Raw genomic sequence first — 23,587 nt, forward strand, 5'->3', positions numbered from 1 at the left:
ATCGGTTGTACATCAAGACGCGATATTGAACGGTTCAAGACCGGACAAGCGCATTTTTGTTTCCAGTTCCGGCAGCTTGCGCGGTGCAATTCCGGCAACGGCATCAGCGATGATCTTAATATGATCCGGTGACGTCCCGCAGCAACCGCCGACGATATTGATCAAACCGCTTTCTGCCCACTCTCTCAACGCTTTGCCCATATCTTCGGGTGTTTCGTCATAACCGCCCATTTCGTTGGGCAGGCCTGCGTTCGGATAGGTTGACACACGCACATTGGCAATATGGGACAGGTCCGCAATATGTGGGCGCATCAAATCAGCCCCCAACGCACAGTTCAGACCAACCGAGAACGGATTGACATGGCGTACAGAATTCCAAAACGCTTCTGCTGTTTGACCGGACAGGGTGCGCCCGGATGCATCCGTCAATGTGCCGGAAATCATCACCGGAACTTTCCAACCCTGTTCATCAAACAGTTCTTCAATGGCAAACAAGGCCGCCTTGGCATTCAAGGTATCAAAAATCGTTTCCACGATCAAAACGTCTGCCCCGCCTTCCAATAAACCTTTCGCCGCGGATTTATAAGCCACGCGCAAGGCATCAAACGTCACATTGCGATATCCAGGATCGTTCACATCCGGACTGATAGAACACGTTCGGTTGGTCGGCCCCATCGCGCCGGCAACAAGACGCGGACGATCCGGTGTTTTCAATGTCATTTCATCGGCCGCTTCGCGTGCGATTTTCGCACTTTCCACATTCATTTCGTAAGCCAGATCTTCCATCGCATAATCGGCTTGGGCAATCGTTGTCGATGAGAATGTATTCGTTCCCAAAATATCGGCCCCGGCTTCAAGGTACTGGGTATGAATTTCTTTGATCACTTCCGGCTTGGTCAGGGACAACAGATCATTGTTCCCCTTAACATCTTGTTTCCAGTCAGCAAAACGGTCCCCACGGTAATCGGCTTCCACCAAACCATAACGTTGGATCATCGTTCCCATCGCACCGTCGAGGATGATAATGCGTTTTTTCGACTCGGCTTCCAGATAAGCCAGACGTTCTTCACGTGTTGTCATTATTTATTTCCTTTCGGGCGAACACCAAGAATATGACAGAATGCATAAGTCAGGTCTGCGCGGTTGAGTGTGTAAAAATGAAAATCTTTCACGCCGTTGGCATGCAACACACGGCATAATTCAGACGCCACCGTTGCCGCCACGAGTTTGCGGGTTTCCGGTTCTTCGTCCAGTCCGGTGAACAGGTCCGCCATCCAGTCTGGAACCCGCGTGTTACAGGCGTTCGAAAATTTCAAAACCTGTTTAAAGTTTGTAACCGGCAAAATTCCCGGCACGATCGGCACATTCACACCCGCAGCAGCCGCCTTGTCACGATAGCGCAGAAATGTTTCCGCTTCGAAAAAATATTGTGTGATGACGCGGTTGGCACCCGCATCAACTTTCTTTTTCAGATAATCAATATCAAACTGGGCACTGGGCGCGTCCGGGTGCGTTTCAGGGTATCCAGCCACGCTGATTTCAAAATCGTGACGTTTTTTCAAACCTTCGACCAGATCAACGGCATAGGCATAGCCATCGGGGTGCGGTTGATAGGCCGTATCGCCTTCTGCCGGATCACCGCGCAACGCAACGATATGGCGAATACCTTCTTCCCAATAACGGTCCGCGATTTCGTCGATTTCCGCCTTGGAAGACCCGACACAGGTTAAATGAGCGGCCGCTGCCATCGTGGTGTCTTTTTGAATGGAAACCACCGTATTGTGTGTACGCTCACGCGTTGTCCCACCTGCACCGTAAGTGACGGATACAAATTTCGGGTCCAACGGTTCCAGCCGTTTTAAAGAGGCCCATAAGGTTTCTTCCATCTTTTCTGTTTTCGGCGGGAAAAATTCAAACGATACACTGACGTCATTGGGCAGTGGTGCTGCAACGGGCAGGCCACGCAGGACAGCTTGTTTTTCTTCTGTGATACTCACTTTATTATACTCCATTACCTGAATTCAGGTGTCGTCACAATTTTTCAGCAACCCAAAGGGTCACCGTTAAAGGATCACCGGGCAGATGCTGGACTTCTTTGATTTCCAGACCACATTCCCGACAAATATCAGCCAATTCTTTTTCAGAAAACCCCAGACGGCGGTGTTGATGATCCACCCGCAAGGTTTCTTCTTCATGCGGGGCAAAATCCGCAATTGCCAATTTCCCACCCCGTCTTAAAACACGTGTTGCCTCAGCCACCGCGCGCACCGGTTCATCTGCATAGTGCAAAACCTGATGGATTGTGATGAGATCAAAACTGTCCGCACTAAAGGGCACTTGATACATATCGCCTTGGCGGACCGCGCAATTATGATTGCCGTTGGCCTCCAGATTGGCACGCGCAATCGACAACATATCCGATGACAGATCGATTCCCCAACCTTGCCGGATATGATTGCCAAAAACCTGCAGAATCTGCCCCGTTCCCGTTCCGATATCGAGAAAATCTTCATTCCCTTTTGGTTTTGCCAACTTAAGCAAAGCTTTCTCAACTTCGCCATCATCAACATGAAGAGCACGAATTTCCGCCCATCTCATCGCGTTACGGCTAAAATACTGTGATGCCTTTTCGGCCCGTTCCCGTTTGACTTCTTGTAAACGTTCGCGGTCGCGCAACAAAATTTCATCGTCTTGCGGAATCAAATCCACTAGTTTTTTAACAAAGGGCATGTGGTCCGGTTCCGCTGCCAAACGATGAAAAACCCAACTCCCTTCACGCAAACGCTGCAACAAGCCAGCCTCGCATAGCAACTTCAAGTGACGCGAAACCCTTGGTTGACTTTGCCCGAGAATATGAACTAGCTCAGAAACTGTCAGATCTCCTTGCGCACACAATGCCATGACTCGCATTCGGGTCGGCTCCCCCAAAGCTTTCAATGCATTTAAAATCTGATCCATACGCGTTCCTTAAAAAACATCAACTTTATTCAAGATATAAAGATATCTTTATATTGTTGCAAGCACAAAATCGTCCCCTGTTGTAAAAATGTGACACTCACGGAAAATTGATAGTTTTTTAACCATTTCCAGTACTGGTATTTTGAGTTACCCTATGTTAATTCAATGGTTGGAATTACATGCGCTTGTTTCAGACGCCGTTCTTCCAAAAAGTTTAGTTTGAATATTGAATAAGCAAGTCTCCTTTCAGGTAAATGCTTGATATTCAATATTTAGGGGATAGTAAAAGAAAACCGGTGTTTTACATGACCAAGCCAGTGACGCAGAAAAGTCTAATAAAAAAACTTAGTGGAATCGCCGCCGTCGTCGTCCTGTTGTCCGGTTGCGCCGCCAACCCTCAACCTGTAGATGAAGCAAATGACCCGATCGAAGGGGTCAACCGCGTTGTCTACAGTTTTAATGAGCTTCTTGATGTTTGGTTCCTGCGTCCTGCAGCAACTCTTTATCGTGCAATGCTGCCGCCTCCTATTCAGGAAGGCATCCATAACATGCTTGCCAACCTCAGCACGCCTGTCATCCTGTTAAACGACCTTTTGCAAGGTGAGACAGATCGTGCGGGTACAACGGTCAGCCGCTTTGCCATTAACTCAACTGTTGGCGTTCTGGGTTTTGGTGATCCCGCCACTGATATGGGTTACAAAAAACACAGCGAAGATTTTGGGCAGACCCTTGGCACTTGGGGCTTTGAAGGCGGTCCTTACATTGTCTTGCCTGTTTTTGGTCCATCAAACCCGCGTGATGTCGTTGGTCGTGTTGTCGATTACTTTACCGACCCGGTGAATATGTGGGCACAAAATACAGACCGTGATGGCATTCCGATTACACGTGCCGTGCTTGGTGCTGTCGATACGCGCGCGCACTATTATGATGCAATTGAAGATATCAAACGAAATTCATTGGACCCATACAGCGCTATGCGTAGCTTCTATCTGCAGCGCCGAAATGCCGAGATCCTGAATAATGAAGACCCGAAAGCAACTCCTGCACCGAGTCTTTCATTCGATTTCAATGCTCCGGCACCGGGTGACGAAGAACTTACCGAAGCTCGCTAAGGGATAATTGATATGTTACTGACCCGCCGTGCATTTTCTGCGCTGTTCGTCGCTGGTGTAATTGTTTTTTCTTCAACTTACGCCAGCGCCAAAGACTTTGGAAAAGAGGCTGAAGGTTTCATTCAAACCATGGCCGACAAAGCAGTAACCTCTGTACGATCTTCTCAGGATGAGACAATCTTACAACAGGAATTTCGCACCATCCTGAATGATGGTTTTGATGTCCGTGCCATTGGCAAATGGGTTTTGGGGCGCTACTGGCGCAAAGCAAAACCTGAAGAGAAAGAAGAATACCTCAAACTCTTTGAGGACTTCATTATCGTGACATATTCCAGCCGATTTAAAGATTACGCAGGTGACGAAATTACATTAAAGGTCGTCCAGTCCGTCACACGTAATGACAAAGATGCCATTGTACGTTCTGAAATCCAGCGCCCGCAAACATCAGAACCGATCCTTGTGGATTGGCGGGTGAAGCAAAATAAAGACGGTGCGCTTAAGGTCGTTGATGTCCTCATTGCAGGTGTCAGTATGAGCCAAGCACAACGTTCTGAATTTGCATCTGTCATCAAACGCAATGGCGGTGAGGTTAATGGATTGATCGATGCCTTGCGTAATAAAACCTCTCAACTGGTCAGCAACGTAGCGCAAGACACTCAATAACACCCTGTTTTAAAAGTCTAAAATTCTGACGGACACTCAAAAAACAGCTCATCTTGCGAAACCGGATGAAATATTTTAAGCGCCTGTGCATGCAAACACAGGCGTTTTTCTTTGGCGATCACCTGTTTATCTGCATAAAAACGATCCCCGAGAATCGGATGTCCTATCGACAGGCAATGAACGCGCAGTTGATGAGAGCGCCCGGTCACCGGGTGTAGTTCCAAACGCGTTCGATCCACCAAACGTTCCAACACCTTCCAATGGGTCAGGGCTTTCTTCCCCAATTCATGGTCAACAATCTGCAAAGGTCGGTTCGGCCAATCACACCGCAAAGGTAAATCCACGCGACCATAATCTGCTTCCACCAAGCCATCCACCAGACAAACATATGTCTTGGTACAGTCCTTATTTTCAAACTGGCGGGAAAGGTGACGGTGCGCTTCTTTGTGCAGCGCCATAATCACAATCCCGGAGGTATCCATATCCAAACGATGCACCGTCGTGGCTTGTGCAAAACGTTCCTGCACACGGGTTTGCAAACTGTCCCGATGTGCCGGATCACGCCCCGGCACAGACAGCAAACCACTAGGTTTATTTAAGACCACGATGTGTTCATCCACATATAGTATTGGAATCTCACCTTGTGGTGGCACATATTCAAACACGTTTGTCATAACGCCTTATGGCAACTTTCATATTGACAAGTCAAGTAACCGTAAAAAAGTCATTTAAATACATTACATTAAACTGTGTTATTTTTGCAACGCACAACCGGCTTGACTTCATATGCAGTTATTCATATATCGGGGGCGCACTTTGCAGGGACAAAGTGATGTTTAAGTCCGACCCCCCACTGGTTGTCTGGGAACAACCCGAAGACTTAACGAGAAGCGGTTATCCAAGATATAGCCGCCGAATTGTCGGACCCGTTTTGAACTTTATTGGATTGAAACATGCGTACGCACAATTCGTATTTGCCCAAATCTTTGAGGCGATTGATAACTATAAGTTTTGTCAGCTTAGCCCTCTTTTTTGGTGCAACCGGTTTTATACCATTGCAGGAACATACCCTCAAAAAAGTGGAAAACACGGCCTATACGCCCCCTTCGGCGGCCGAGTTTGCCCGTCAATACAACAGCATTACCTCTCACCGTCTCTTGGTGGAAAAAGAAGAGATGCGTTGTCTCGCGCTCAACATCTATTGGGAAGCGCGTTCCGAACCACTGGAAGGCCAGTTGGCCGTTGCCGGTGTCACGATGAACCGGGTGGCTCATTCGAAATTTCCCGATACCATTTGCGATGTCGTCCAGCAACGACGCAGCTACCGTCTTCACCGTTGCCAGTTTTCATGGTGGTGTGATGGCAAGCGCGACACACCACATGAAGAAGTCGCATGGCGCAGTGCCCAACAATTGGCCCGCCTGTATCTTGCGGGTATCTACAGTGATCCGACTCATAATGCCCTTTGGTATCACGCTGATTATGTGAAACCCGTTTGGGCCGATAAGTTAAATCGCAGCGCCAAATTCGGTCGTCACATCTTTTATAATGAAGAAGCCCAGCAGGTCGCCTCGCTCAATTAAAGTTTCGGCAAAATGAATGTCGCCCTATTGCACGGATCCCATTCAGGGCTATATCCCACAGATACCCTCGACATTCATTTTGCAGGAGACATTTCCCTATGACAATTAAAGTTGGCGACCCTATCCCGGCAGGAACACTCGCGGAATCAACCGAATTTGGTGATGCCTGTCCCCTTGGCCCCAATGACGTTGATGTACAAGCTGCAACCGCTGGCAAAAAAATTGCCATCTTTGCCGTTCCCGGTGCCTATACACCAACCTGTTCCGCCGAGCACGTCCCCAGTTATCTTAATAACCTTGATGCGTTAAAAGCCAAAGGCGTCGATGAGGTCTGGTGCGTCGCAACCAATGACGGTTTCGTTATGGCCGCATGGGGCAAAGATCAAAATGCAATTGGTAAAATTCGTTTCCTCGGCGATGGCAGTGCCAAATGGGCCAAAGCGCTTGGCCTTGAACTGGACCTTACCGAGCGCAACATGGGCGTTCGTTTACAACGGTTCTCTCTTCTGGTCGAAGACGGTATCGTCACCCAATTGAATATTGAAGGCCCCGGCAAGTTTGAAGTCTCCGGCGGGGATACGCTTCTCAGCCAACTCGGCTAAGACGGTATGCAAAGCAGGCGACCTTTCGGGGTCGCCTTTTTCTTACAAGACCATATGACCCAACAGTCCAAGGGCATATCCACAAACCGCCCCCAAAGGCGGCATCCAGCTTTTCTTCAAATGAGCCTGCGGGGCGATATCTTGAAACACAAGATAAAGGATACCCCCTGATGCGAACATCATCACCGCATCAATAAAAATGGCTTTTCCACTCAGAAATTCCGCCCCTAAAAAGGCTGAAATCGGTCCCACCACAACAAGGGCACAGAACCAAAACAAAATACGTTTTGATTTATGAGATCCTCTACATAAGATTTCGCGATAGGCGTTAAAGCCTTCGGGTAAGTTCTGTAAGGCAATCAGTAATGTCAGTAACAAGGCCGCATCATTCTGATCATTCAGCATGGCCCCCAAGGCCATTGCCTCGGGCATAAAATCGGATACCATCGCGATTAATTGCGAATAGCTTCCCCCATGTGTCTGAATAAGGCGATCGAGAAAATAAAAGAAAAACCCACCCGCCAGAAACAAGCCAATGCCCCAAAAAACATCCAATCCTTTGGTACCTTCCGGCACCAGCACCAACGATACCGCAGCAAATAAAGCCCCGCCGCCAAACGCAATAACAAAGTGGCGAAATTCTTTTTCCAGCCAGTTGGGGCTGATGTGTTCAACCTTCGCCAAATAAGCCCCAAGCGGAATCGTCGCACCAGCCAAAGTCGAGAAAAGAAGAGCCGTAACCCAAGCCGGATATTGATCCAGAAATGCCATATCTTGCTCCTCGCATTATAATCAACTGAGTATAAAGGGATTTTCGTTTAATGAGAAGACAGACTTGGTCTCATTCGTTGGCTGTGCTAGCTTTTAGTTTCAAATGAGATTGTTGGAACAAAACATGTTTAGCAGCCCTTACCTTCCCTACCTATACCTTGCGCTGTCAACCTATCTGATCGGGTCGGCAAGCCCAGGGCCTGCGACCTTATCCATTATGCTGACTTCCATGCGCGATGGTCGCCAAAAAGGCTTGGCTCTCGCCTGTGGTATAACAGTGGGGTCTTTCATTTGGGGAATATTTGCTGCTTTTGGCCTGGGTGGCCTGATGACAACCTATGCACAAATTTTCATCCTGTTGAAAATTGCCGGGGGACTTTATCTTTTTTGGCTATCTTACAAAGCGTTACGCGCCTCGTTCAACAAGAGCACGCTTGAGATCAAACCAAGTCACCAACAAGACCGTTCCTTGTCTGCCTTCTTTTTACAAGGTCTCGCCCTTCACCTGACCAACCCCAAGGCCGTACTGGTTTGGGGGGCGATTATTACGTTGGGTATGCCACCTCAGGCCGAGGCTGGTTTTGCCTCTCAAATCGTACTTCTTTGCAGTGTAATGGGCATCTTTGTCTTCACAGGGTATGCATTCTTATTTTCCAACAAACGGATGGTTTCCGCCTACATAAAGTCTAAAATATGGATTGAACGCGCGATGGCTGCCTTCTTCGGTTTTGCCGGTTTCAAGATCGGGCAAAGCGCACTGGATGAACTGGAGTGTGCCGTCAGCGCAAATTGCGGCTAACCTCCCTATTGCGGCTTTCGTGCAATGATAAACAAGGCTTGTGATTTGCTAGGTTGCCAGTCCTCTTCAATTTGAAAACCGGCGTCCGTAAAATCCTTTTTCAACTCATCGACACGAAAAAACTTTACAGCGGGCAGAAAACCAAAAAAGCTTCCCACCCCGACAATGACTTTCAACCACAGAAAGCCTTGCCCCAAACAGGCGGTGGAGCTGATAAAAATGCCCCCCGGTTTCAACATCTTGAAAATACGGTGAATGGCGACGGCTTTTTCCTCCAGCAAATGCAAAATATTATGGGCAAGGATGACATCATACGTCTGGTTCTCCACCGCCATTTCATCCAAATCACTACAGTCAAAGCTGATATTATCAACACCTGCCTTTTCAGCTTTTTCCCGTGCGATTTCCAACATATTTAAAGAAATATCCACCGCCCGAATATGACAAACATCGGGGGCCAGATGAATCGCCGTTGTCCCTGTTCCACAGGCGAGCTCCAGCATCTCGACATCCTTGTTCAGATACCCCCGTGTCTGCTGCAACTTTTTTTGATAGGCATCTTCATTGGTCACTTTGCGTTTGGCATATTTATGCGCAACACGGTCCCAAAAGTGGCTTTGTTTTGTCATATCTTCGACCTCAATTAAATATTTCGTCGCAGCTTACGCGATCTCAAACAAATGTGAATTGCATAAATATTTAGTTATAGTATGCATATATGCATGGAATGGAAATCAATTACCTTTGACTGGAACCAAATTCGCGCCTTTCTCGTTGCCGCGCAGGAAGGCTCCTTCACCGCTGCCAGCAAAGCCTTGGGCGTGACCCAGCCCACAGTTGGACGCCAAGTCACCGCATTGGAAGACCACCTTGGCATCACGTTATTTGAACGCATGGGCCGCACATTGGAACTGACCCAGACCGGGGTTGACCTGTTACAACATGTACAGGCAATGGGGGAGGCCGCCGCCCAAATATCGTTGACCGCATCGGGGCAATCACAAAGCATCGAAGGACGGGTCTGTTTGTCGGCAACCAACGTTTGGGCCGTTTATTTTCTGCCTGATCTTCTGGCAAAAATCCGCCAACGTTATCCCGGTATTCAACTGGATATTGTCGCCTCCAACGCCTTAAGCGATTTAAAACGACGCGAGGCCGATATCGCCATTCGCCATGCCCGTCCCACACAGCCAGACCTGTATGCCCAGTTGTTGTATGAAACCAGCGGATATCTGTACGTCAGTGATCGTTACCTTGAAAATTTTCCCTGCCCGCAAAGTCCTGATGATTTAAAAGAAGCCGCGCTGATCGGTTTTGACCAAACCAACCGCCTGCTGGATTATTTTCATTCCATTGGCTGCCCGGTAAGTGAACGAAACTTCCCCATAAGATCGGAAAACGGTCTGGTCGCCTGGGAAATGGTCAAACAGGGATTAGGGATCGGCATCATGGTACAGGAAGTCGCCGCACGCACCCCCGGCATTCACCGAATATTGCCAGAACTGCCCGGCGTTCCCGTTCCTGTCTGGCTGGTCACACATCGCGAACTTAAAACAAACCGCCGGATCAGGGCCGTGTTTGAAAGTGTCGCAGAAAGCTTTCGTACCTCTTAAAAAAAGGCCTCGTTACATTGCGTTACAAGCAAGGCTGTTTTCTGAAATAAAGGGGTAACATCAACAGATTAGACTGTTTTCATTCAAACGCTTTCCTTATTGGGGTAGGAAAAATGATCAAATTTCTTAAAACACATGGGACCACCCTAACGGTTGGCCTTTTCCTTGTTTCTACGATTTCAGGTGTTTTCCTGTTTTTCCATTTATATTCAAGCGCCTTTCATGCCATGCACGAATGGCTTTCTATGGTGTTATTGATCCCGGTTGGGTTTCATATCTGGCGCAACTGGCCCGGTTTCATGGGGTATTTCAAAAGAAAAACCATCTATATCCCGTTGCTTCTTTCTCTTGTCGCCAGCCTCGCCTTCGCCTATCCGGCTCTGACAAGCAGCGGTGGCGGCAAAAACCCGATGCGTGCTGCCGTCGGTGCCTTGCAAAACGGGACCGTGGCCCAAGTCGCGCCCTTGTTTAAACTCACCCCCGAAGCACTGAGCCAACAACTTAGCGCCAAAGGCTATAAAATCACCAGTTCCACACAGACCTTGCGCGACATCGCCCAATCCTCCGGCAAACCCTTAGGCCCCTCTTTGGTCGCTGATTTATTGCCTGCTCAGAAGTAAGAAAAAGCACCAAAAGAACATCCCGGATAAGCGCAATTCTTATCCGGGATATTTTTTTGGTCCAAGGCTGGTTCCTTGCTTTCGCGAGGGACGAGTTTATCGGGTGTTAACGCGTCAGCGGCTTGTATTTAATGCTCCATAGGTGACACAAACTTCTTATGCCATCATGTAATATAATTTCGAGGTTACCCCCCCCCAATCGAAAATTTTCTCGCTATGGTTAAATGACATCAGTACCTATATAAATGGGTAAATTATGGTCTACAATCTGGGCAAATATTACCGCCTAAAATCCTGTAACATTTCCATTCATCACTTAAACGTGCAGAAACCAAACCTACGCAAACTGGCCTCGATTTTGCTTTCTCTTAAAGAAGTATTAACATACCTTTAAGAAAAAGAGGCTATCCCATGGAAATCCAGAACAATAGCACTCTGGCGCAATATCGTGCACTCCTAAATGATGTGCGCAATGCAAATGTTACTCTTGGTCAGGCACAAAGCCGTTTTGAAGACCTTGAAGAGCAGGCTGGCACCAAAAAGCTGATGACACGTAACTTGGCGAATGATGCCAATCTTATACGAATTAAAGCTGGCGATATGCCGGACTTTATTAAAGAAAGCCTATCGAATTATCTAAAACCCCAGTCGACAGAAACAACCAACCACTCTTCACAACCCTATACAGCACCAAAAGTTAACGATAGTGACGTTAATTTTATTGGGCTGAGTATGAACTATTCGAACCAAAGTCAATTCAGTGTACGCACGTTTGGTGAAGATTATCAAACGCAAGGGGGGAATGGTTATGCAGACCTTGAAAAGTACCTCACCAGAGCTATTAACGATTATGAAGAAACACTGGAAGTTGAAGCTGTTGAAGACAAACTGCAAAGTCTGATGCAGGAAAACGGCATGCATCTAAACATGATCCAGCAACTGAACATCACCAATAACAACGGCACCTTTGAAGTTGCCTTCAACGATATCATGAAAGCCCGTCAAGACCCCAGCCTGAAAAATCGTGAACAGGATATTGCAGACCTCATAAACAATAACGATGACCTTAAAGGTTCCATCGCCAAACTATGGGGAGAGGAAATGGGCAACATGGTGGAGACAACCGCCTAGAGAAAGCCTACAAATTCCGGGGCAGTCTCGAATGCACTAAGTTAAGGCTGCACGACCGGGCTCTAAGCCTTCTCAAACACAAAAAGGCGGCTTTGAGAGCCGCCTTTTTGCGTCAAAAGTTTTTAAGTCACGCATCAGTTGCTTAAATTTCTAGCGCCGTTTCTGGACGGCTTTCAACTTGACAATCCTGCATCCCCGCACAAATAGGTAAGCAATGTAAGACCTATAGATATAATAAAGGAAGAGAGAGATGAAAGCCGTTCGTATTCATGCATATGGCAGTGAAAATACTTTAAAATACGAAGATATACCCACACCGAAAATTGCACCGGATGATGTTTTGGTCAAGGTAAAAGCTGCCAGTGTCAATCCTGTCGATTGGAAAATACAGGCGGGTTATCTCCAAACCATTCTCCCTCATCAGTTACCTTTGACATTAGGTTGGGATGTGTCCGGTGTTGTCGAAGCCGTAGGCCCGGAGGTCAGCGATTTTCAAATCGGGGATGAAGTCTACTCACGCCCCAATATTGCCCGCAACGGAACCTTTGCTGAATTTGTCGCCATTAAAGGCCGTGAACTTGCGAAAAAGCCACGCAAAATGGACCATTTGCACGCTGCCGGTATCCCATTGGCCGGATTGACGGCCTATCAAGCCTTATTCCAAATCTCAAATCTGAAAGCCGGACAAAAGGTTTTAATCCATGCCGCAGCGGGCGGTGTCGGTAGCCTTGCCGTTCAAATGGCAAAAATAGTCGGTGCCCACGTCATTGGAACCGCTTCGGAGAAAAACAAAGCCTTCTTGCTTGAACTTGGTGTCGATACATTCATCGATTATCGCAATGAAAATTTTGAAGAAATTGTAAGCGATGTCGACGTCGTTTTCGATACGGTCGGCGGCGAAACACAAGATAAATCATGGCAAACCATGAAAGAAGGCGGTGTTCTTGTTTCTGTCGTCTCTCCGCCATCTCCAGACAAGGCAAAGGAATACAACGTCAAGGGTGAGTTTCTTTTTATCGAACCCGATGCCGCGCAATTAACCCAAATTGCCCAGTGGATCGACGAAGAAAAAATCCACAACCACATTGAGAAAATCTTTCCTCTCGATCAGGTTGATCAAGCTTTTGCGCTCAGTCAGTCCGGACGTGTCCGTGGAAAGATCATCATACAAGTCGACTAACACTTATTCCCATATATATAAAAAAGGGGGAAGCTTAAAGGCTTCCCCCCTTTTTTTAGGCGTACAAAATCAACGCGTCAGCGGCTTGAATTTCAAGCGGTGCGGTTGATCGGCATCAGCGCCGAGGCGGCGCTTGCGATCGGCTTCGTAGTCTTCGTAGTTGCCTTCAAACCAGACGACTTCGGAGTTGCCTTCAAACGCAAGGATATGGGTGGCGATACGATCAAGGAACCAGCGATCGTGCGAGATTACCACGGCACAACCAGCGAAGTTTTCAAGAGCATCTTCCAATGCGCGCAAGGTATCGACATCCAGATCGTTTGTCGGTTCGTCAAGCAGCAGAACGTTGGCTTCTTCTTTCAGCATTTTCGCCAAATGGACGCGGTTACGTTCCCCACCGGAAAGCTGACCGACTTTTTTCTGTTGATCCCCGCCTTTAAAGTTAAAGCGTGAGACATAAGCCCGGCTTTGCATGGAACCTTTGCCCAGTTCAATCACATCCAGACCGTCTGAAATTTCTTCCCAGACCGTTTTGTCATCTGCCAGACTGTCGCGACTTTGATCGATATAACCAAGCTTGACCGTTTGCCCAACCGTAAATGTCCCCGCGTCCGGTGTTTCCTGACCCGTGATCATACGGAACAACGTGGTTTTACCCGCACCGTTCGGCCCGATAATCCCGACAATCCCACCGGCAGGCAGGTTAAACTCGAGGTTTTCATAAAGCAGTTTATCGTCAAAGCCCTTGGCGACACCTTCGGCTTTAATAACGACATCACCCAGACGCGGACCAGCCGGAATGACGATTTGTGCGTTATTGATCTGCTCTTTGATATCTTTGTTAAGCAGCTCTTCGTAAGATTTGATACGGGCTTTGGATTTGGCCTGACGGGCTTTCGGGGATTGTTTGATCCACTCCATCTCGTGATCCAAAGTCTTTTGGCGTGCCGCTTCTTCTTTGGATTCCTGTTCCAGACGTTTTTTCTTCTGTTCCAGCCATTGGGTATAGTTACCCTCGTAAGGAATAGCGCGGCCCCGGTCCAGTTCCAGAATCCAGCCTGCGACATTATCCAGGAAGTAACGGTCATGGGTAACAGCGACGACAGTGCCTTCGTAGGTTTCAAGGAAACGTTCCAACCAGGCAACCGATTCTGCATCCAAATGGTTTGTCGGTTCGTCAAGCAGCAGCAGATCGGGTTTTTCCAGCAGCAGTTTACACAAAGCCACACGGCGTTTTTCACCACCGGACAGTTTATCAACGGACCAGTCACCCGGCGGGCAACGCAGCGCGTCCATCGCAATTTCGATGGTGCGTTCGATTTCCCAACCGTTTGAGGCATCAATGCGTTCCTGCAATTCGCCTTGTTCCGCCAGCAGTTCGTTCATCTCGTCATCGGTCATGGGTTCCATGAACTTGGCGCTGATTTCGTTGAAACGATCCAGATCGCGCTTGGTTTGACCCAAGGCCTCCATGACGTTTTCCGCGACGGTCTTGGTCGGGTCCAGTTGTGGTTCCTGCGGCAGATAGCCGACTTTTGCCCCATCGGCGGCCCATGCTTCGCCGTTATATTCCGTGTCGAGACCCGCCATAATGCGCATCAGGGTCGATTTACCTGTGCCGTTGTGACCCAGAACACCGATTTTTGCACCCGGCAGGAAGGAAAGGAATACATCCTCTACAACTTTTTTGCCGCCCGGATAGACCTTGGAAAGGCCCTTCATAACATATACGTACTGATAAGATGCCATCGTACCTTAATATCCAAATGTAAAATGAAAGATGATTTGGATAGTCTTTTAGCAGGACTGCGAGGCTATGTCATGCCTATAAAAACGTGTTATTATGCAGAAAAAAGGATTATAAGACCTCTAAAAAAAGAAACAGTCTATATTCAGGGAGTTAAAATGACCAAATCGGTCCTTGTCGTGGATGACGAACCCAATATTGTTTTGTCACTTGAATTTCTTATGACCCAAGCCGGATACGAAGTCCGTATCGCACGCGATGGAAACGAAGCACTGGAAGCCGTTGTTGAAAAAACACCGGACCTGATCTTACTGGACCTCATGATCCCTGGACGCGACGGTTATGATGTGTGTCAAACCTTGCGCCGATCCGAAGAATGGGCCGCCATCCCCATTATCATGCTGACCGCAAAGGGACGGGAAGTGGAAAAAGAAAAAGGCCTCGCCCTTGGGGCAACCGATTATGTGACCAAGCCGTTTTCCACCAGCGAATTGACCAAACGGGTCAAGGAACTGTTAGGCGACGCGTAAAACAGGCGCTGTTGTGGTCGTGGCAAAGGAGGGGATCCATGCTCAGGCGCATTTCAAAATTAAGCTTACGTGTCCGCACGTTGCTGTTTTTCGCCCTTTTGGGATTCTTCTGCCTGTCCATAATCGTTGCCAGTTTTTATTTTGCCTTTGACCATATCCAGACCCATAACGACCCAGCCGACAGCCTGCTGCTGTTCGGACTGGGGGCAACGATTGGCATCGGTTTATCCATCATCGCCATCGGGGCCCTGTTCGACCTGAACGTTGCATCCCCCATTCAGGGGCTTATCCGCGACATTCAAACCATCCTACACAGCAATAAAAACCATCGCGTCGAAGTTTCATCGGGGCGTTATCTAGACCATTTGCCGGAAACGGTGCGCGATCTTGCCCGCCAGTACCGCCGTCAACGTCTTGAAGTCGATCAAGCGATCAAGGAGGCGACCGCCCAAACCGTTGACCAAAAGAAAACACTGGAAGCCGTTTTAAAGGATTTGTACGAAGGGGTTATTATTTGCAACCTCAACAATCAGGTCTTGCTTTATAATCAACGCGCCCTTTCCCTATTGCATGTCAGCGGGGATATCGGATTGGGGCGTTCTTTATTCAGCGTCATCGACAACCCGCCCTTACTGCATTCGCTTCGACGTCTGCGCAATCGTTTGGCAGAACATCGCCACGAAAAACACCCGGAAGGTTTAAGCACTTCTTTCGTCTGTGCAACACGCGACGGGCGATTTACGCTGGAAGCCCGCATGACCCTGTTGTTAGGTGATGAAGAAAACATACCTGTCAGCTATGTCCTGACCTTTCACGACATTACCGAAGAATTGGGGGCATTGGGGAAACGGGACCATCTGTTGCGCGAAGCCACCGAAGGCCTGCGTCAACCCATTGCCAACCTGCGGGCCGCTGCGGAAATGGTGACAAAAAACGACGAAATGCCGCAATCAATGCGCGCACGTTTCCAAAATGTCCTGCTGGAAGAAAGTCAGAAACTGTCCGAACGGATCGATCATCTGGCAAGTGATTATCACGGTCTCGCCACTGGGCATTGGCCGATGGCCGACATTTATTCTGCAAATTTACTCAGCCTTGTCTCCTTGCGCCTGAAAGATGAAAAAAACATCACTGCAATGATGACCGGCATTCCCTGCTGGCTGCGCGGGGATAGCCATTCCCTTGTGCTGGCACTGGATCAGATCGTTCACAACATCCACAAACTCACCGGGGCACAGGATTTTGACCTGCAATCGGTGCAACGCGACGGGCGCATTCATATCGATGTGATCTGGTCAGGCAAAGAGCTATCCTCAGCCGAGATTGATAGCTGGCTGGACATCAACTTGCAGGAATCCATCGGCGGTATGAGCCTGCGCGACATTCTGGAACACCATCGTTGCGAGATGTGGAGCGAAAGAATGGAAGACGGTTGGTCCCGGTTGCGCCTGCCCATGATGGCGGCGCAACGCCCTATGGCGGATAAGACCAGCGAAGATTTGCCCGCCCGACCGGAATTTTATGATTTCTCGCTGCTCAATCCATCCGATAAACCACTTGGAGAATGGGGAGAACGCCCTTTAAGTGATCTCTCTTATGTCGTTTTTGACACAGAAACGACGGGGCTTAAACCGTCCGGTGGTGACGAAATTATCGCATTGGCAGGCGTACGTATCCTCAATGGGCGAATTTTAACCGGGGAATCTTTTGCCCGTCTGGTTAACCCCAATCGCAAAATTCCCAAATCATCCATCAAATTCCACGGCATTACAGACGATATGGTTAAAGATAAACCACCTGCACAAATCGTCCTGCCGCAATTTTTTGAATTTGCAAAAGAGACGGTTTTGGTTGCCCACAACGCGGCTTTTGATATGAAATTTCTACATCTTAAACAGGATGAATGCCGATTGAATTTTGATCATCCTGTTCTGGATACCTTGTTGCTTTCAGTGTTGCTGCATGACCATAAGACGGAACATTCCCTTGACGACATCGCCCATCGTTTTGGGATTGAAATCGAAGGACGCCATACCGCCATTGGCGATACCCTTGTCACCGCCGGGATTTTCCTGCGCATGATCCCGATGTTAAAGGCACGCGGAATTATCACGCTTAATGATGCGCTTCGCGCCAGTCATAAAATCGTTGAAGTGCGCGCTCAACAAGCTCAATTCTAAGGAGCCTTCCCCTTGGAAATCATTCGCAACGCCTGTCCGGTTCCCGCCATTGCGGAAAAAGATGTCGCCCTTGTGGCCATCGGGGATATTCATGGACGTTTCGATCTATTGGTGCGCATCCTGCCAACCATCGAAAAAGTGATCCCGCCCGCCTGCAAACGGGTCGATTTGGTTTTGCTTGGCGATATTATTGATCGCGGGGATGCTGCGATCGAAGTTCTCGACTTGATCCGCGAAGGGATCAACGATTGGAACATCATCTCCCTTATGGGCAATCACGAGCAGCTTTTGTTACGGGTGCTAAACGCCGATATGGCCAATTATCGTATGCAGTGGGCTTTATGGCGGGGAAACGGCGGTCTTTCCACATTGGAAAACCTGAATATTAAAATCCCTCCGATTGCGCAAACCCCGATTTATGAACATCGTAAAGCCTTGGTCAAAGCCTTGGGGGCACAACGTATTGAACAGCTCAATAACTTTGTCAGTCATTATAAAAGCGGAAATATTCTATGTGTCCATGCCGGGATCGACCCGGCCATTTCCATAGAAAATAATTTCAATGCAACAAAATTATCCACACATCCGAAACACTGGGCATGGATACGCGATGATTTTTTGGAACATACAGGCCCTTTTGAGGATGGCACCTTTATTGTGCATGGACATACCGTGCTGCCCGGCCCTGTTCTCGAACCCCATCGCATTGGACTGGATACAGGGGCTTGCCTTTATGGTGTTTTATCCGGTGCACTTTTTTTCAATTCAGAAATGACCGTCTTTCAGGTCACAACCGATCAATAAGGAAATTTAAAATGAGATATCTTGCCTGGATTCTTATGGCGATTGTCTTCCTCGCCACCTTCTTTTTTACGCAAGACCTTATGCTGGCCTTCGCTGCAGAACTCGGCGCGGTCTTTATCATGCTGATTTTCGGCAAGCAATTTTTCTTCGGGGATGCGACCAACAAGGATAAGCCTTAAGCGCGAGGATGAGCTTTTTTATATTCCGTATTCAACTTGACTTCATCCACGGCCGTATAACGTTGCGTTGTGGACAGTGAAGCATGTCCCAGTAATTCCTGTATGGTGCGCAAATCCCCGCCGCCTGCCAACAAATGCGTTGCAAAACTGTGGCGCAAAGCATGGGGTGTCGCCGTTTCTGGCAAGTTTAACAGCGGGCGCAATTTTCGAATTTGGCGTTGTATGACACCGGGGTCCAGCGCCTTGCCCCGTGCCCCGACAAACAAAGGTCCGTTTTGTTTTAAATCAAACGGGCAATCTTCCAGATAGGCATTGACCGCCGCGATCACCAGCGGCAGAACCGGGACCATACGTTCCTTGTTGCCCTTCCCGGTAATGCGCATGACATCTGTGTTGGGGGCTTCTTTGCGTTTCAAGCTCAATGCCTCCCCAATGCGCAAGCCGCAGCCATAAAGCAGGGTTAGAACCGCCGCATCACGTTTTGCAACCCACGACAGGCCGCGTTTGTCATGCCAATCGCCTTGGCTCAATTGTGCAATCGCATCCAACGACACAACGGCTTCTTGTTGGGATAAGGCCTTGGGAACCGCCTGTTTTTGTTTGGGCGTTCGAACCGCCGCCAATGCCGGATTTTCCAAAATGCCTTGCTGATTTAAAAACTTAAAGAAATTACGCAGCGTCGACATTTGCCGATTGATGGAACTGCGCGCAATTCCGGCCTCAGTCCGGTCTGCCAAAAACCCGCGAAAATCAGCGGCACTGAAACTGCGTAAATCTTCCAACCCCGCCGGATACCCCAGCAGATTTTGCGAAAAGATAAAAAAAGCAGACAAATCGCGCAAATAAGCATCCAGCGTGTGCTTGGAGGCACGACGTTCACTTTCCAGCCAACGTCGCCAGACGGCAATTGCCTCTTTCAAGGCTGGCTCACAGTCAAACTGTATCCGGTTCAGGCTGTCTGCATTTGTTGCCAAATCAGTCGTCCAATTCGCCTTGTTCGAGCCATTTTTCCACCAGAATTTCGGCAACCCGCGCCATAAAAGTAATCAACTCGGTTCCCTGATGGGGATGAAACATATTCTCATCGCGGGCGCCTAAAATCAAAAGGCCTGTTGGCATGACTTCACTGGGATAAAGACGTGCCAAAGCAACGGATCGCACAAGATCACGCGCTGCACCAAACAAATGATCACCGCCTTCAACACTGGCAATCAATCGTACATCACTATCGCCCAGCCTGTTTTGAACTTCCCCGCTAGGCAGTAAAACCGGCATGCCATCGGCAGACATATCGATTGCCTCCACGGCGCCTTCCAACGCAACCGCCGCCATATCAATATCCAGCAAGACCGGCAATTCATCTTGTACAATACCGATAAACTCATCCAGCGAACGGGCTTCCATCATTGCCAGAACGGCTTCATGGGTGGCCGTTTGGATCGACATGTTGGTGCGCGAATTATCAACCAGCACATCTTGCTTGGCGCGCAAACGTTTTAAGGCTTCATGCTGCAAATCGACAATTTGTTCCCCGCTGTAACGCGCAGGAAGCTCCATCACTTCAAGAATGTTGGGGTTTTGCACAAAAAAATCGGGATGTTTCTTGAGATAGGCAATGATATCGTTATCGCCCAAATCATTGCAAACATGTTTATCCCTGCTGTTTGTCGTCATGGGACCAGCCTTCGCAAAATGTGTCGCTATCAGTGTAAAGCATAGAAAGGTAAATTTGAATCACTTCTTCACGGCCTATACTGATAGAAAGATAGGCCGTGAAGAAAAAAAACAACACCCTGATTTTACAGAATACTTTGGCCTGTCTTGGCCCAATCAGCTTCGAATGCTTCCAAACCCTTGTCTGTCAGCGGATGATTGAACAATTGCCACAGGGCTTTTGCAGGAACCGTTGCAACGTCAGCACCAGCTTGTGCGGCCTGTACCACATGTAGCGGTCCACGAATAGAAGCCGCCAGAACTTCGGTTTGGAAATCCGGGTAATTGGCGTAAATCTCAACAATATCTTCAATCAGGCTCATACCGTCCTGACCCAAATCATCCAAGCGTCCGATAAACGGAGAAACGAACGCCGCCCCGGCCTTGGCCGCCAGCAAGGCTTGTGCCGCAGAAAAGACCAGCGTCACGTTTACCTTACAACCGTCATCTGCCAAATGTTTACAGGTTTTAATCCCGTCACGGGTCATCGGGACCTTAATCGCCACATTATCGGCAATTTTGCGCAAGACAGCCGCTTCTTTCATCATGGTATCAAAATCCGGTGCGGTCACTTCAGCACTGACAGGGCCATCTACAATGTCACAAATCTCACCCACCACATCCAGAAACTTGCGGCCCGATTTGGCAATCAGCGAGGGATTGGTGGTCACGCCATCCAACAGACCGACATCGGCAAGCTCTTTAATTTCCGTTACATCGGCGGTATCGACAAAAAACTTCATCTGGCTCTTCCTTGCTTAACAATATAAGACACTATCTGTTGTTCCGTTTTAGGCGGATTTGGTAAAGACTTTATGACATAAAAACACAGAATGATATAAAGTTTCAAACCTTGTGCTGAGAAACATAAAAAGAGGAGTGTCCCTTTCGCGGACAAAATCAAGTGGGCGTGTCCTTATTTGCCGATCAGGAAAGACGCATCAGCGTCCTGCTTCCCCTGCCCTTGAGCGGGGTGTACGATTATGCCCTACCGCCTGCCATGACGGTGAATGAAGGCGATTTTGTCGTCGTGCCGCTTGGGTCGCGCGAACGTATCGGTGTTGTCTGGGCCATAGATCCACCAGAAAATGATCTTCCCTTTGAAAAACTGAAATGTGTTCAGGACGTCTTAAACCAACCACCGATCCCGGAAGCTTCGCGTAAATTTGTCGATTGGGTGGCGCGCTATACTTTACAGCCGGCTGGTTCGATCCTGAAAATGGTCATGTCGGTTCCCGGTGCGTTGAAAGACCCGGCGCCAAAAGTCGCTTATATAAAGAAGTCTTCCCCACTCCCGGATAACTTAAAAATCACCAAGGCCCGTCAAAGCGTACTGGATTTTATGGAAGGCATGATCCCGATGGCTGCCAGCGACATCGCCCGCGAAGCCGGTGTCGGAACCAGTGTTGTCAAAGGATTGGTTGATCTGGGTCTTTTAGAGCCGGTTCAAATCCATGATCCTTCGCCTTTTGGGGAACCGGATTGGCAACGCGACGGTTATAAACTGGCCGAACAACAGGAAAAAGCCGCCAACGATCTGGTGGCAAAAACACAAAATGCCGGCACAAAAAACGGCTTCAGCGTCACCTTGCTGGATGGGGTCCCCGGTTCGGGGAAAACCGAAGTCTATTTCGAAGCGGTCGCCAAGGCGCTTTCTTGTAATAAGCAAGTGCTTGTTCTTTTGCCTGAAATCGCCCTGTCCTCACAATGGCTTAATCGTTTTAAAACACGTTTCGGGACAGAACCCGCGGTTTGGCATTCCGATATCGGGCAAGCCCGGCGCAAACAAACATGGCGCGCGGTTGTACGCGGACAGGCGAAAGTCGTGATCGGTGCCCGCTCTGCTTTATTCCTGCCTTTTCGTGATCTCGGCCTTATTGTTGTCGATGAAGAACATGATGCCTCTTTCAAACAGGAAGAAGGCGTTATTTATAATGGACGCGACATGGCGGTTGTGCGTGCGCAGATGGGGCATTTACCCGTTGTCTTGGCCTCTGCCACCCCCTCACTGGAAACAGCGGTCAACAGCTGGGAAGGGCGCTATGATAATTTGCATATGCCCGCACGCCATGCCGATGTCCCGCTGCCTTGCGTCATCACGGTAGATTTACGACTGGATAAACCCGAACGCCAGAAATGGCTTTCCCCCAGTTTAATCACCGCGATTAAAGAAACGGTGGCACGCGGCGAACAGGTGATGTTGTATCTCAACAGGCGGGGCTATGCGCCTTTGACCCTGTGCCGGTCCTGCGGACATCGCTTGCAATGCCCCAATTGCACAAGCTGGCTGGTCGAACATCGCAAGGCCGGAAAGTTGCAATGCCACCATTGTGGATATTTCACCCGCCCCCCGCGCACCTGTCCATCTTGTGAAAGCGAAAACAATTTCGCAGCCTGCGGTCCCGGCGTGGAACGTCTCGCCGAAGAAGTCGAAGAAACCTTCCCTGAACTGCGCACCATTGTTGCCGCCAGTGACACGGTGACTTCCCCCGCGCAAGCCGCTGAACTGGTCGCAAAAATTGAAAACCACGATGTCGATTTGCTGATCGGGACCCAAATGGTCGCCAAAGGCTATCATTTTCCCATGCTCACCCTTGTCGGTGTGGTCGATGCGGATTTAGGATTATCCGGCGGTGACCTGCGCGCCAGCGAACGTACATATCAACTTTTATATCAGGTTGCCGGGCGTGCCGGACGCGGTGATAAACCGGGAACTGTCATGTTGCAGACCTTCATGCCTGATCATCCGGTGATGAAGGCCCTGAAGTCCGGTTTGCGTGATCGCTTTCTACAAACCGAAGCCGAAGCCCGACGCGGGGCAGGCATGCCGCCCTTTGGGCGACTGTGTGCCCTGATTGTGTCCGGCGAAGATGAAGTTCTGGTCGATGATGTGGCCAATGCACTGGGACGTAACGCTCCGCATGGCCCCGGCCTTCTCGCGCTTGGCCCCGCACCGGCCCCCTTATCCATGATCCGGGGGCGCCATCGCCGTCGCCTGCTTCTGAAAACAGATAAAAACATCCCCATTCAGGCGATCGTGAAAGATTGGCTGGGGCGAACGAACATTACCAATGCTGTTCGCGTACAGGTCGATATTGATCCTTACAGTTTTTTGTAAGAATCTTTCAACCTGAAGAATTCGAAATGGATGCCCGATTCTCTTGCTTCAGAAGTCAATTTCTTAACGATTTTGGTATGACCACACCCGCGAATCAGCCTTATTTTCCGCATGTTTCGAATAATTTGGGCAAGTGCGAGATGCCCGCTTGCATCTACCATCAACGGTGTGTTATGACATCGCCACTCTGTCGCAAAGCTGTGTGCTGCGCGAACAGGGTGATTTTGTCGTTGGGGGACGTGGGTACCATGTCCCTTCGGGTGGACCAGATGTCGAGGGCTGTC

General features: G+C 49.0%; 24 protein-coding genes. 14 read left to right on the top strand and 10 right to left on the bottom strand.

Annotated elements, in window-relative coordinates:
• Nucleotides 1–12: 12 nt before the first annotated feature.
• The 3 genes from ACN0VA_RS04395 to ACN0VA_RS04405 are packed head-to-tail and all read right to left on the bottom strand — an operon-like array spanning nt 13 to nt 2,958.
• A complete protein-coding gene (locus ACN0VA_RS04395) occupies nt 13–1,080 on the bottom strand; it encodes a homocysteine S-methyltransferase family protein (protein WP_417819968.1) in 1,068 nt (355 codons plus the stop codon).
• The gene (metF, locus tag ACN0VA_RS04400; RefSeq protein WP_417819969.1) at nt 1,080–1,997 is read right to left on the bottom strand and encodes a methylenetetrahydrofolate reductase; all 918 of its coding nucleotides are present in this window, start codon (nt 1,995–1,997) and stop codon (nt 1,080–1,082) included. The genes ACN0VA_RS04395 and metF overlap by 1 nt, the downstream gene beginning before the upstream one ends.
• 34 nt (nt 1,998–2,031) lie before the next feature.
• Nucleotides 2,032–2,958: an ArsR/SmtB family transcription factor gene (locus ACN0VA_RS04405; protein WP_417819970.1), complete on the bottom strand. Its 927-nt coding sequence runs from the start codon at nt 2,956–2,958 to the stop codon at nt 2,032–2,034.
• 305 nt (nt 2,959–3,263) lie between these two features.
• Here ACN0VA_RS04405 and ACN0VA_RS04410 point away from each other — a divergent pair, with 305 nt between their 5' ends.
• Entirely contained in the window at nt 3,264–4,070 is an 807-nt protein-coding gene (locus tag ACN0VA_RS04410) for a VacJ family lipoprotein (RefSeq protein ID WP_417819971.1), read from the top strand.
• A gap of 12 nt (nt 4,071–4,082) precedes the next feature.
• The gene (locus ACN0VA_RS04415; RefSeq protein ID WP_417819972.1) at nt 4,083–4,733 is read left to right on the top strand and encodes an MlaC/ttg2D family ABC transporter substrate-binding protein; all 651 of its coding nucleotides are present in this window, start codon (nt 4,083–4,085) and stop codon (nt 4,731–4,733) included.
• 17 nt (nt 4,734–4,750) lie between these two features.
• On the opposite strand, the gene ACN0VA_RS04420 is transcribed toward ACN0VA_RS04415, so the two are convergent.
• Nucleotides 4,751–5,407, bottom strand: coding sequence for an RluA family pseudouridine synthase (locus ACN0VA_RS04420; RefSeq protein ID WP_417819973.1), 657 nt, complete (start codon nt 5,405–5,407; stop codon nt 4,751–4,753).
• A gap of 381 nt (nt 5,408–5,788) precedes the next feature.
• Between ACN0VA_RS04420 and ACN0VA_RS04425 the strand changes: the two genes are divergently transcribed.
• On the top strand, nt 5,789–6,316 hold the full coding sequence (locus ACN0VA_RS04425) for a cell wall hydrolase (RefSeq protein ID WP_417819974.1): 528 nt from the start codon (nt 5,789–5,791) through the stop codon (nt 6,314–6,316).
• Between the two features lie 98 nt (nt 6,317–6,414).
• Nucleotides 6,415–6,918 carry a peroxiredoxin gene (locus tag ACN0VA_RS04430; protein WP_417819975.1) on the top strand — a complete coding sequence of 168 codons (504 nt, stop codon included), beginning with the start codon at nt 6,415–6,417 and terminating at the stop codon, nt 6,916–6,918.
• A gap of 42 nt (nt 6,919–6,960) precedes the next feature.
• On the opposite strand, the gene ACN0VA_RS04435 is transcribed toward ACN0VA_RS04430, so the two are convergent.
• A complete protein-coding gene (locus ACN0VA_RS04435; protein WP_417819976.1) occupies nt 6,961–7,689 on the bottom strand; it encodes a ZIP family metal transporter in 729 nt (242 codons plus the stop codon).
• 124 nt (nt 7,690–7,813) lie between these two features.
• Here ACN0VA_RS04435 and ACN0VA_RS04440 point away from each other — a divergent pair, with 124 nt between their 5' ends.
• Nucleotides 7,814–8,488 (top strand): LysE family translocator, encoded by a 675-nt coding sequence (locus ACN0VA_RS04440; protein WP_417819977.1) that lies wholly within the window; start codon nt 7,814–7,816, stop codon nt 8,486–8,488.
• 5 nt (nt 8,489–8,493) lie between these two features.
• Here the strand turns inward: ACN0VA_RS04440 and ACN0VA_RS04445 are convergent, their stop codons facing one another.
• Nucleotides 8,494–9,117, bottom strand: a complete 624-nt coding sequence (locus tag ACN0VA_RS04445) for a class I SAM-dependent methyltransferase (protein WP_417819978.1) — start codon at nt 9,115–9,117, stop codon at nt 8,494–8,496.
• A 93-nt stretch (nt 9,118–9,210) separates the two neighbouring features.
• Here ACN0VA_RS04445 and ACN0VA_RS04450 point away from each other — a divergent pair, with 93 nt between their 5' ends.
• From ACN0VA_RS04450 to ACN0VA_RS04465, 4 genes are all read left to right on the top strand, one after another.
• Nucleotides 9,211–10,101, top strand: coding sequence for a LysR family transcriptional regulator (locus tag ACN0VA_RS04450; protein WP_417819979.1), 891 nt, complete (start codon nt 9,211–9,213; stop codon nt 10,099–10,101).
• Between the two features lie 113 nt (nt 10,102–10,214).
• A complete protein-coding gene (locus ACN0VA_RS04455; RefSeq protein ID WP_417819980.1) occupies nt 10,215–10,721 on the top strand; it encodes a DUF4405 domain-containing protein in 507 nt (168 codons plus the stop codon).
• A gap of 411 nt (nt 10,722–11,132) precedes the next feature.
• Nucleotides 11,133–11,852 (top strand): hypothetical protein, encoded by a 720-nt coding sequence (locus ACN0VA_RS04460; RefSeq protein WP_417819981.1) that lies wholly within the window; start codon nt 11,133–11,135, stop codon nt 11,850–11,852.
• 250 nt (nt 11,853–12,102) lie between these two features.
• Complete coding sequence (locus ACN0VA_RS04465; RefSeq protein WP_417819982.1) at nt 12,103–13,032, top strand: NADP-dependent oxidoreductase; 930 nt, start codon at nt 12,103–12,105, stop codon at nt 13,030–13,032.
• Between the two features lie 69 nt (nt 13,033–13,101).
• On the opposite strand, the gene ettA is transcribed toward ACN0VA_RS04465, so the two are convergent.
• Entirely contained in the window at nt 13,102–14,781 is a 1,680-nt protein-coding gene (gene ettA / locus ACN0VA_RS04470) for an energy-dependent translational throttle protein EttA (protein WP_417819983.1), read from the bottom strand.
• A gap of 156 nt (nt 14,782–14,937) precedes the next feature.
• Between ettA and ACN0VA_RS04475 the strand changes: the two genes are divergently transcribed.
• The 4 genes from ACN0VA_RS04475 to ACN0VA_RS04490 are packed head-to-tail and all read left to right on the top strand — an operon-like array spanning nt 14,938 to nt 18,472.
• Nucleotides 14,938–15,309: a response regulator transcription factor gene (locus tag ACN0VA_RS04475; RefSeq protein WP_188666436.1), complete on the top strand. Its 372-nt coding sequence runs from the start codon at nt 14,938–14,940 to the stop codon at nt 15,307–15,309.
• Between the two features lie 38 nt (nt 15,310–15,347).
• On the top strand, nt 15,348–17,489 hold the full coding sequence (locus ACN0VA_RS04480) for an exonuclease domain-containing protein (protein ID WP_417819984.1): 2,142 nt from the start codon (nt 15,348–15,350) through the stop codon (nt 17,487–17,489).
• 12 nt (nt 17,490–17,501) lie between these two features.
• Nucleotides 17,502–18,293 carry a metallophosphoesterase gene (locus ACN0VA_RS04485; RefSeq protein WP_417819985.1) on the top strand — a complete coding sequence of 264 codons (792 nt, stop codon included), beginning with the start codon at nt 17,502–17,504 and terminating at the stop codon, nt 18,291–18,293.
• A gap of 11 nt (nt 18,294–18,304) precedes the next feature.
• Nucleotides 18,305–18,472 carry a hypothetical protein gene (locus ACN0VA_RS04490; protein ID WP_417819986.1) on the top strand — a complete coding sequence of 56 codons (168 nt, stop codon included), beginning with the start codon at nt 18,305–18,307 and terminating at the stop codon, nt 18,470–18,472.
• Here ACN0VA_RS04490 and ACN0VA_RS04495 read toward each other — a convergent pair.
• The 3 genes from ACN0VA_RS04495 to fsa form a co-directional block, all read right to left on the bottom strand.
• Entirely contained in the window at nt 18,469–19,446 is a 978-nt protein-coding gene (locus ACN0VA_RS04495) for a tyrosine recombinase XerC (RefSeq protein WP_417819987.1), read from the bottom strand. The two genes, ACN0VA_RS04490 and ACN0VA_RS04495, sit on opposite strands and share 4 nt — an antisense overlap.
• 1 nt (nt 19,447) lies before the next feature.
• The gene (locus ACN0VA_RS04500) at nt 19,448–20,146 is read right to left on the bottom strand and encodes a DUF484 family protein (protein WP_417819988.1); all 699 of its coding nucleotides are present in this window, start codon (nt 20,144–20,146) and stop codon (nt 19,448–19,450) included.
• A 125-nt stretch (nt 20,147–20,271) separates the two neighbouring features.
• Nucleotides 20,272–20,928 (bottom strand): fructose-6-phosphate aldolase, encoded by a 657-nt coding sequence (gene fsa / locus ACN0VA_RS04505; protein WP_417819989.1) that lies wholly within the window; start codon nt 20,926–20,928, stop codon nt 20,272–20,274.
• Between the two features lie 161 nt (nt 20,929–21,089).
• Here fsa and ACN0VA_RS04510 point away from each other — a divergent pair, with 161 nt between their 5' ends.
• The gene (locus ACN0VA_RS04510) at nt 21,090–23,303 is read left to right on the top strand and encodes a primosomal protein N' (RefSeq protein WP_417819990.1); all 2,214 of its coding nucleotides are present in this window, start codon (nt 21,090–21,092) and stop codon (nt 23,301–23,303) included.
• The last annotated feature ends 284 nt before the right edge of the window (nt 23,304–23,587 follow it).

It is taken from the genome of Terasakiella sp., assembly GCF_048267425.1.
Taxonomy (GTDB): domain Bacteria; phylum Pseudomonadota; class Alphaproteobacteria; order Rhodospirillales; family Terasakiellaceae; genus Terasakiella.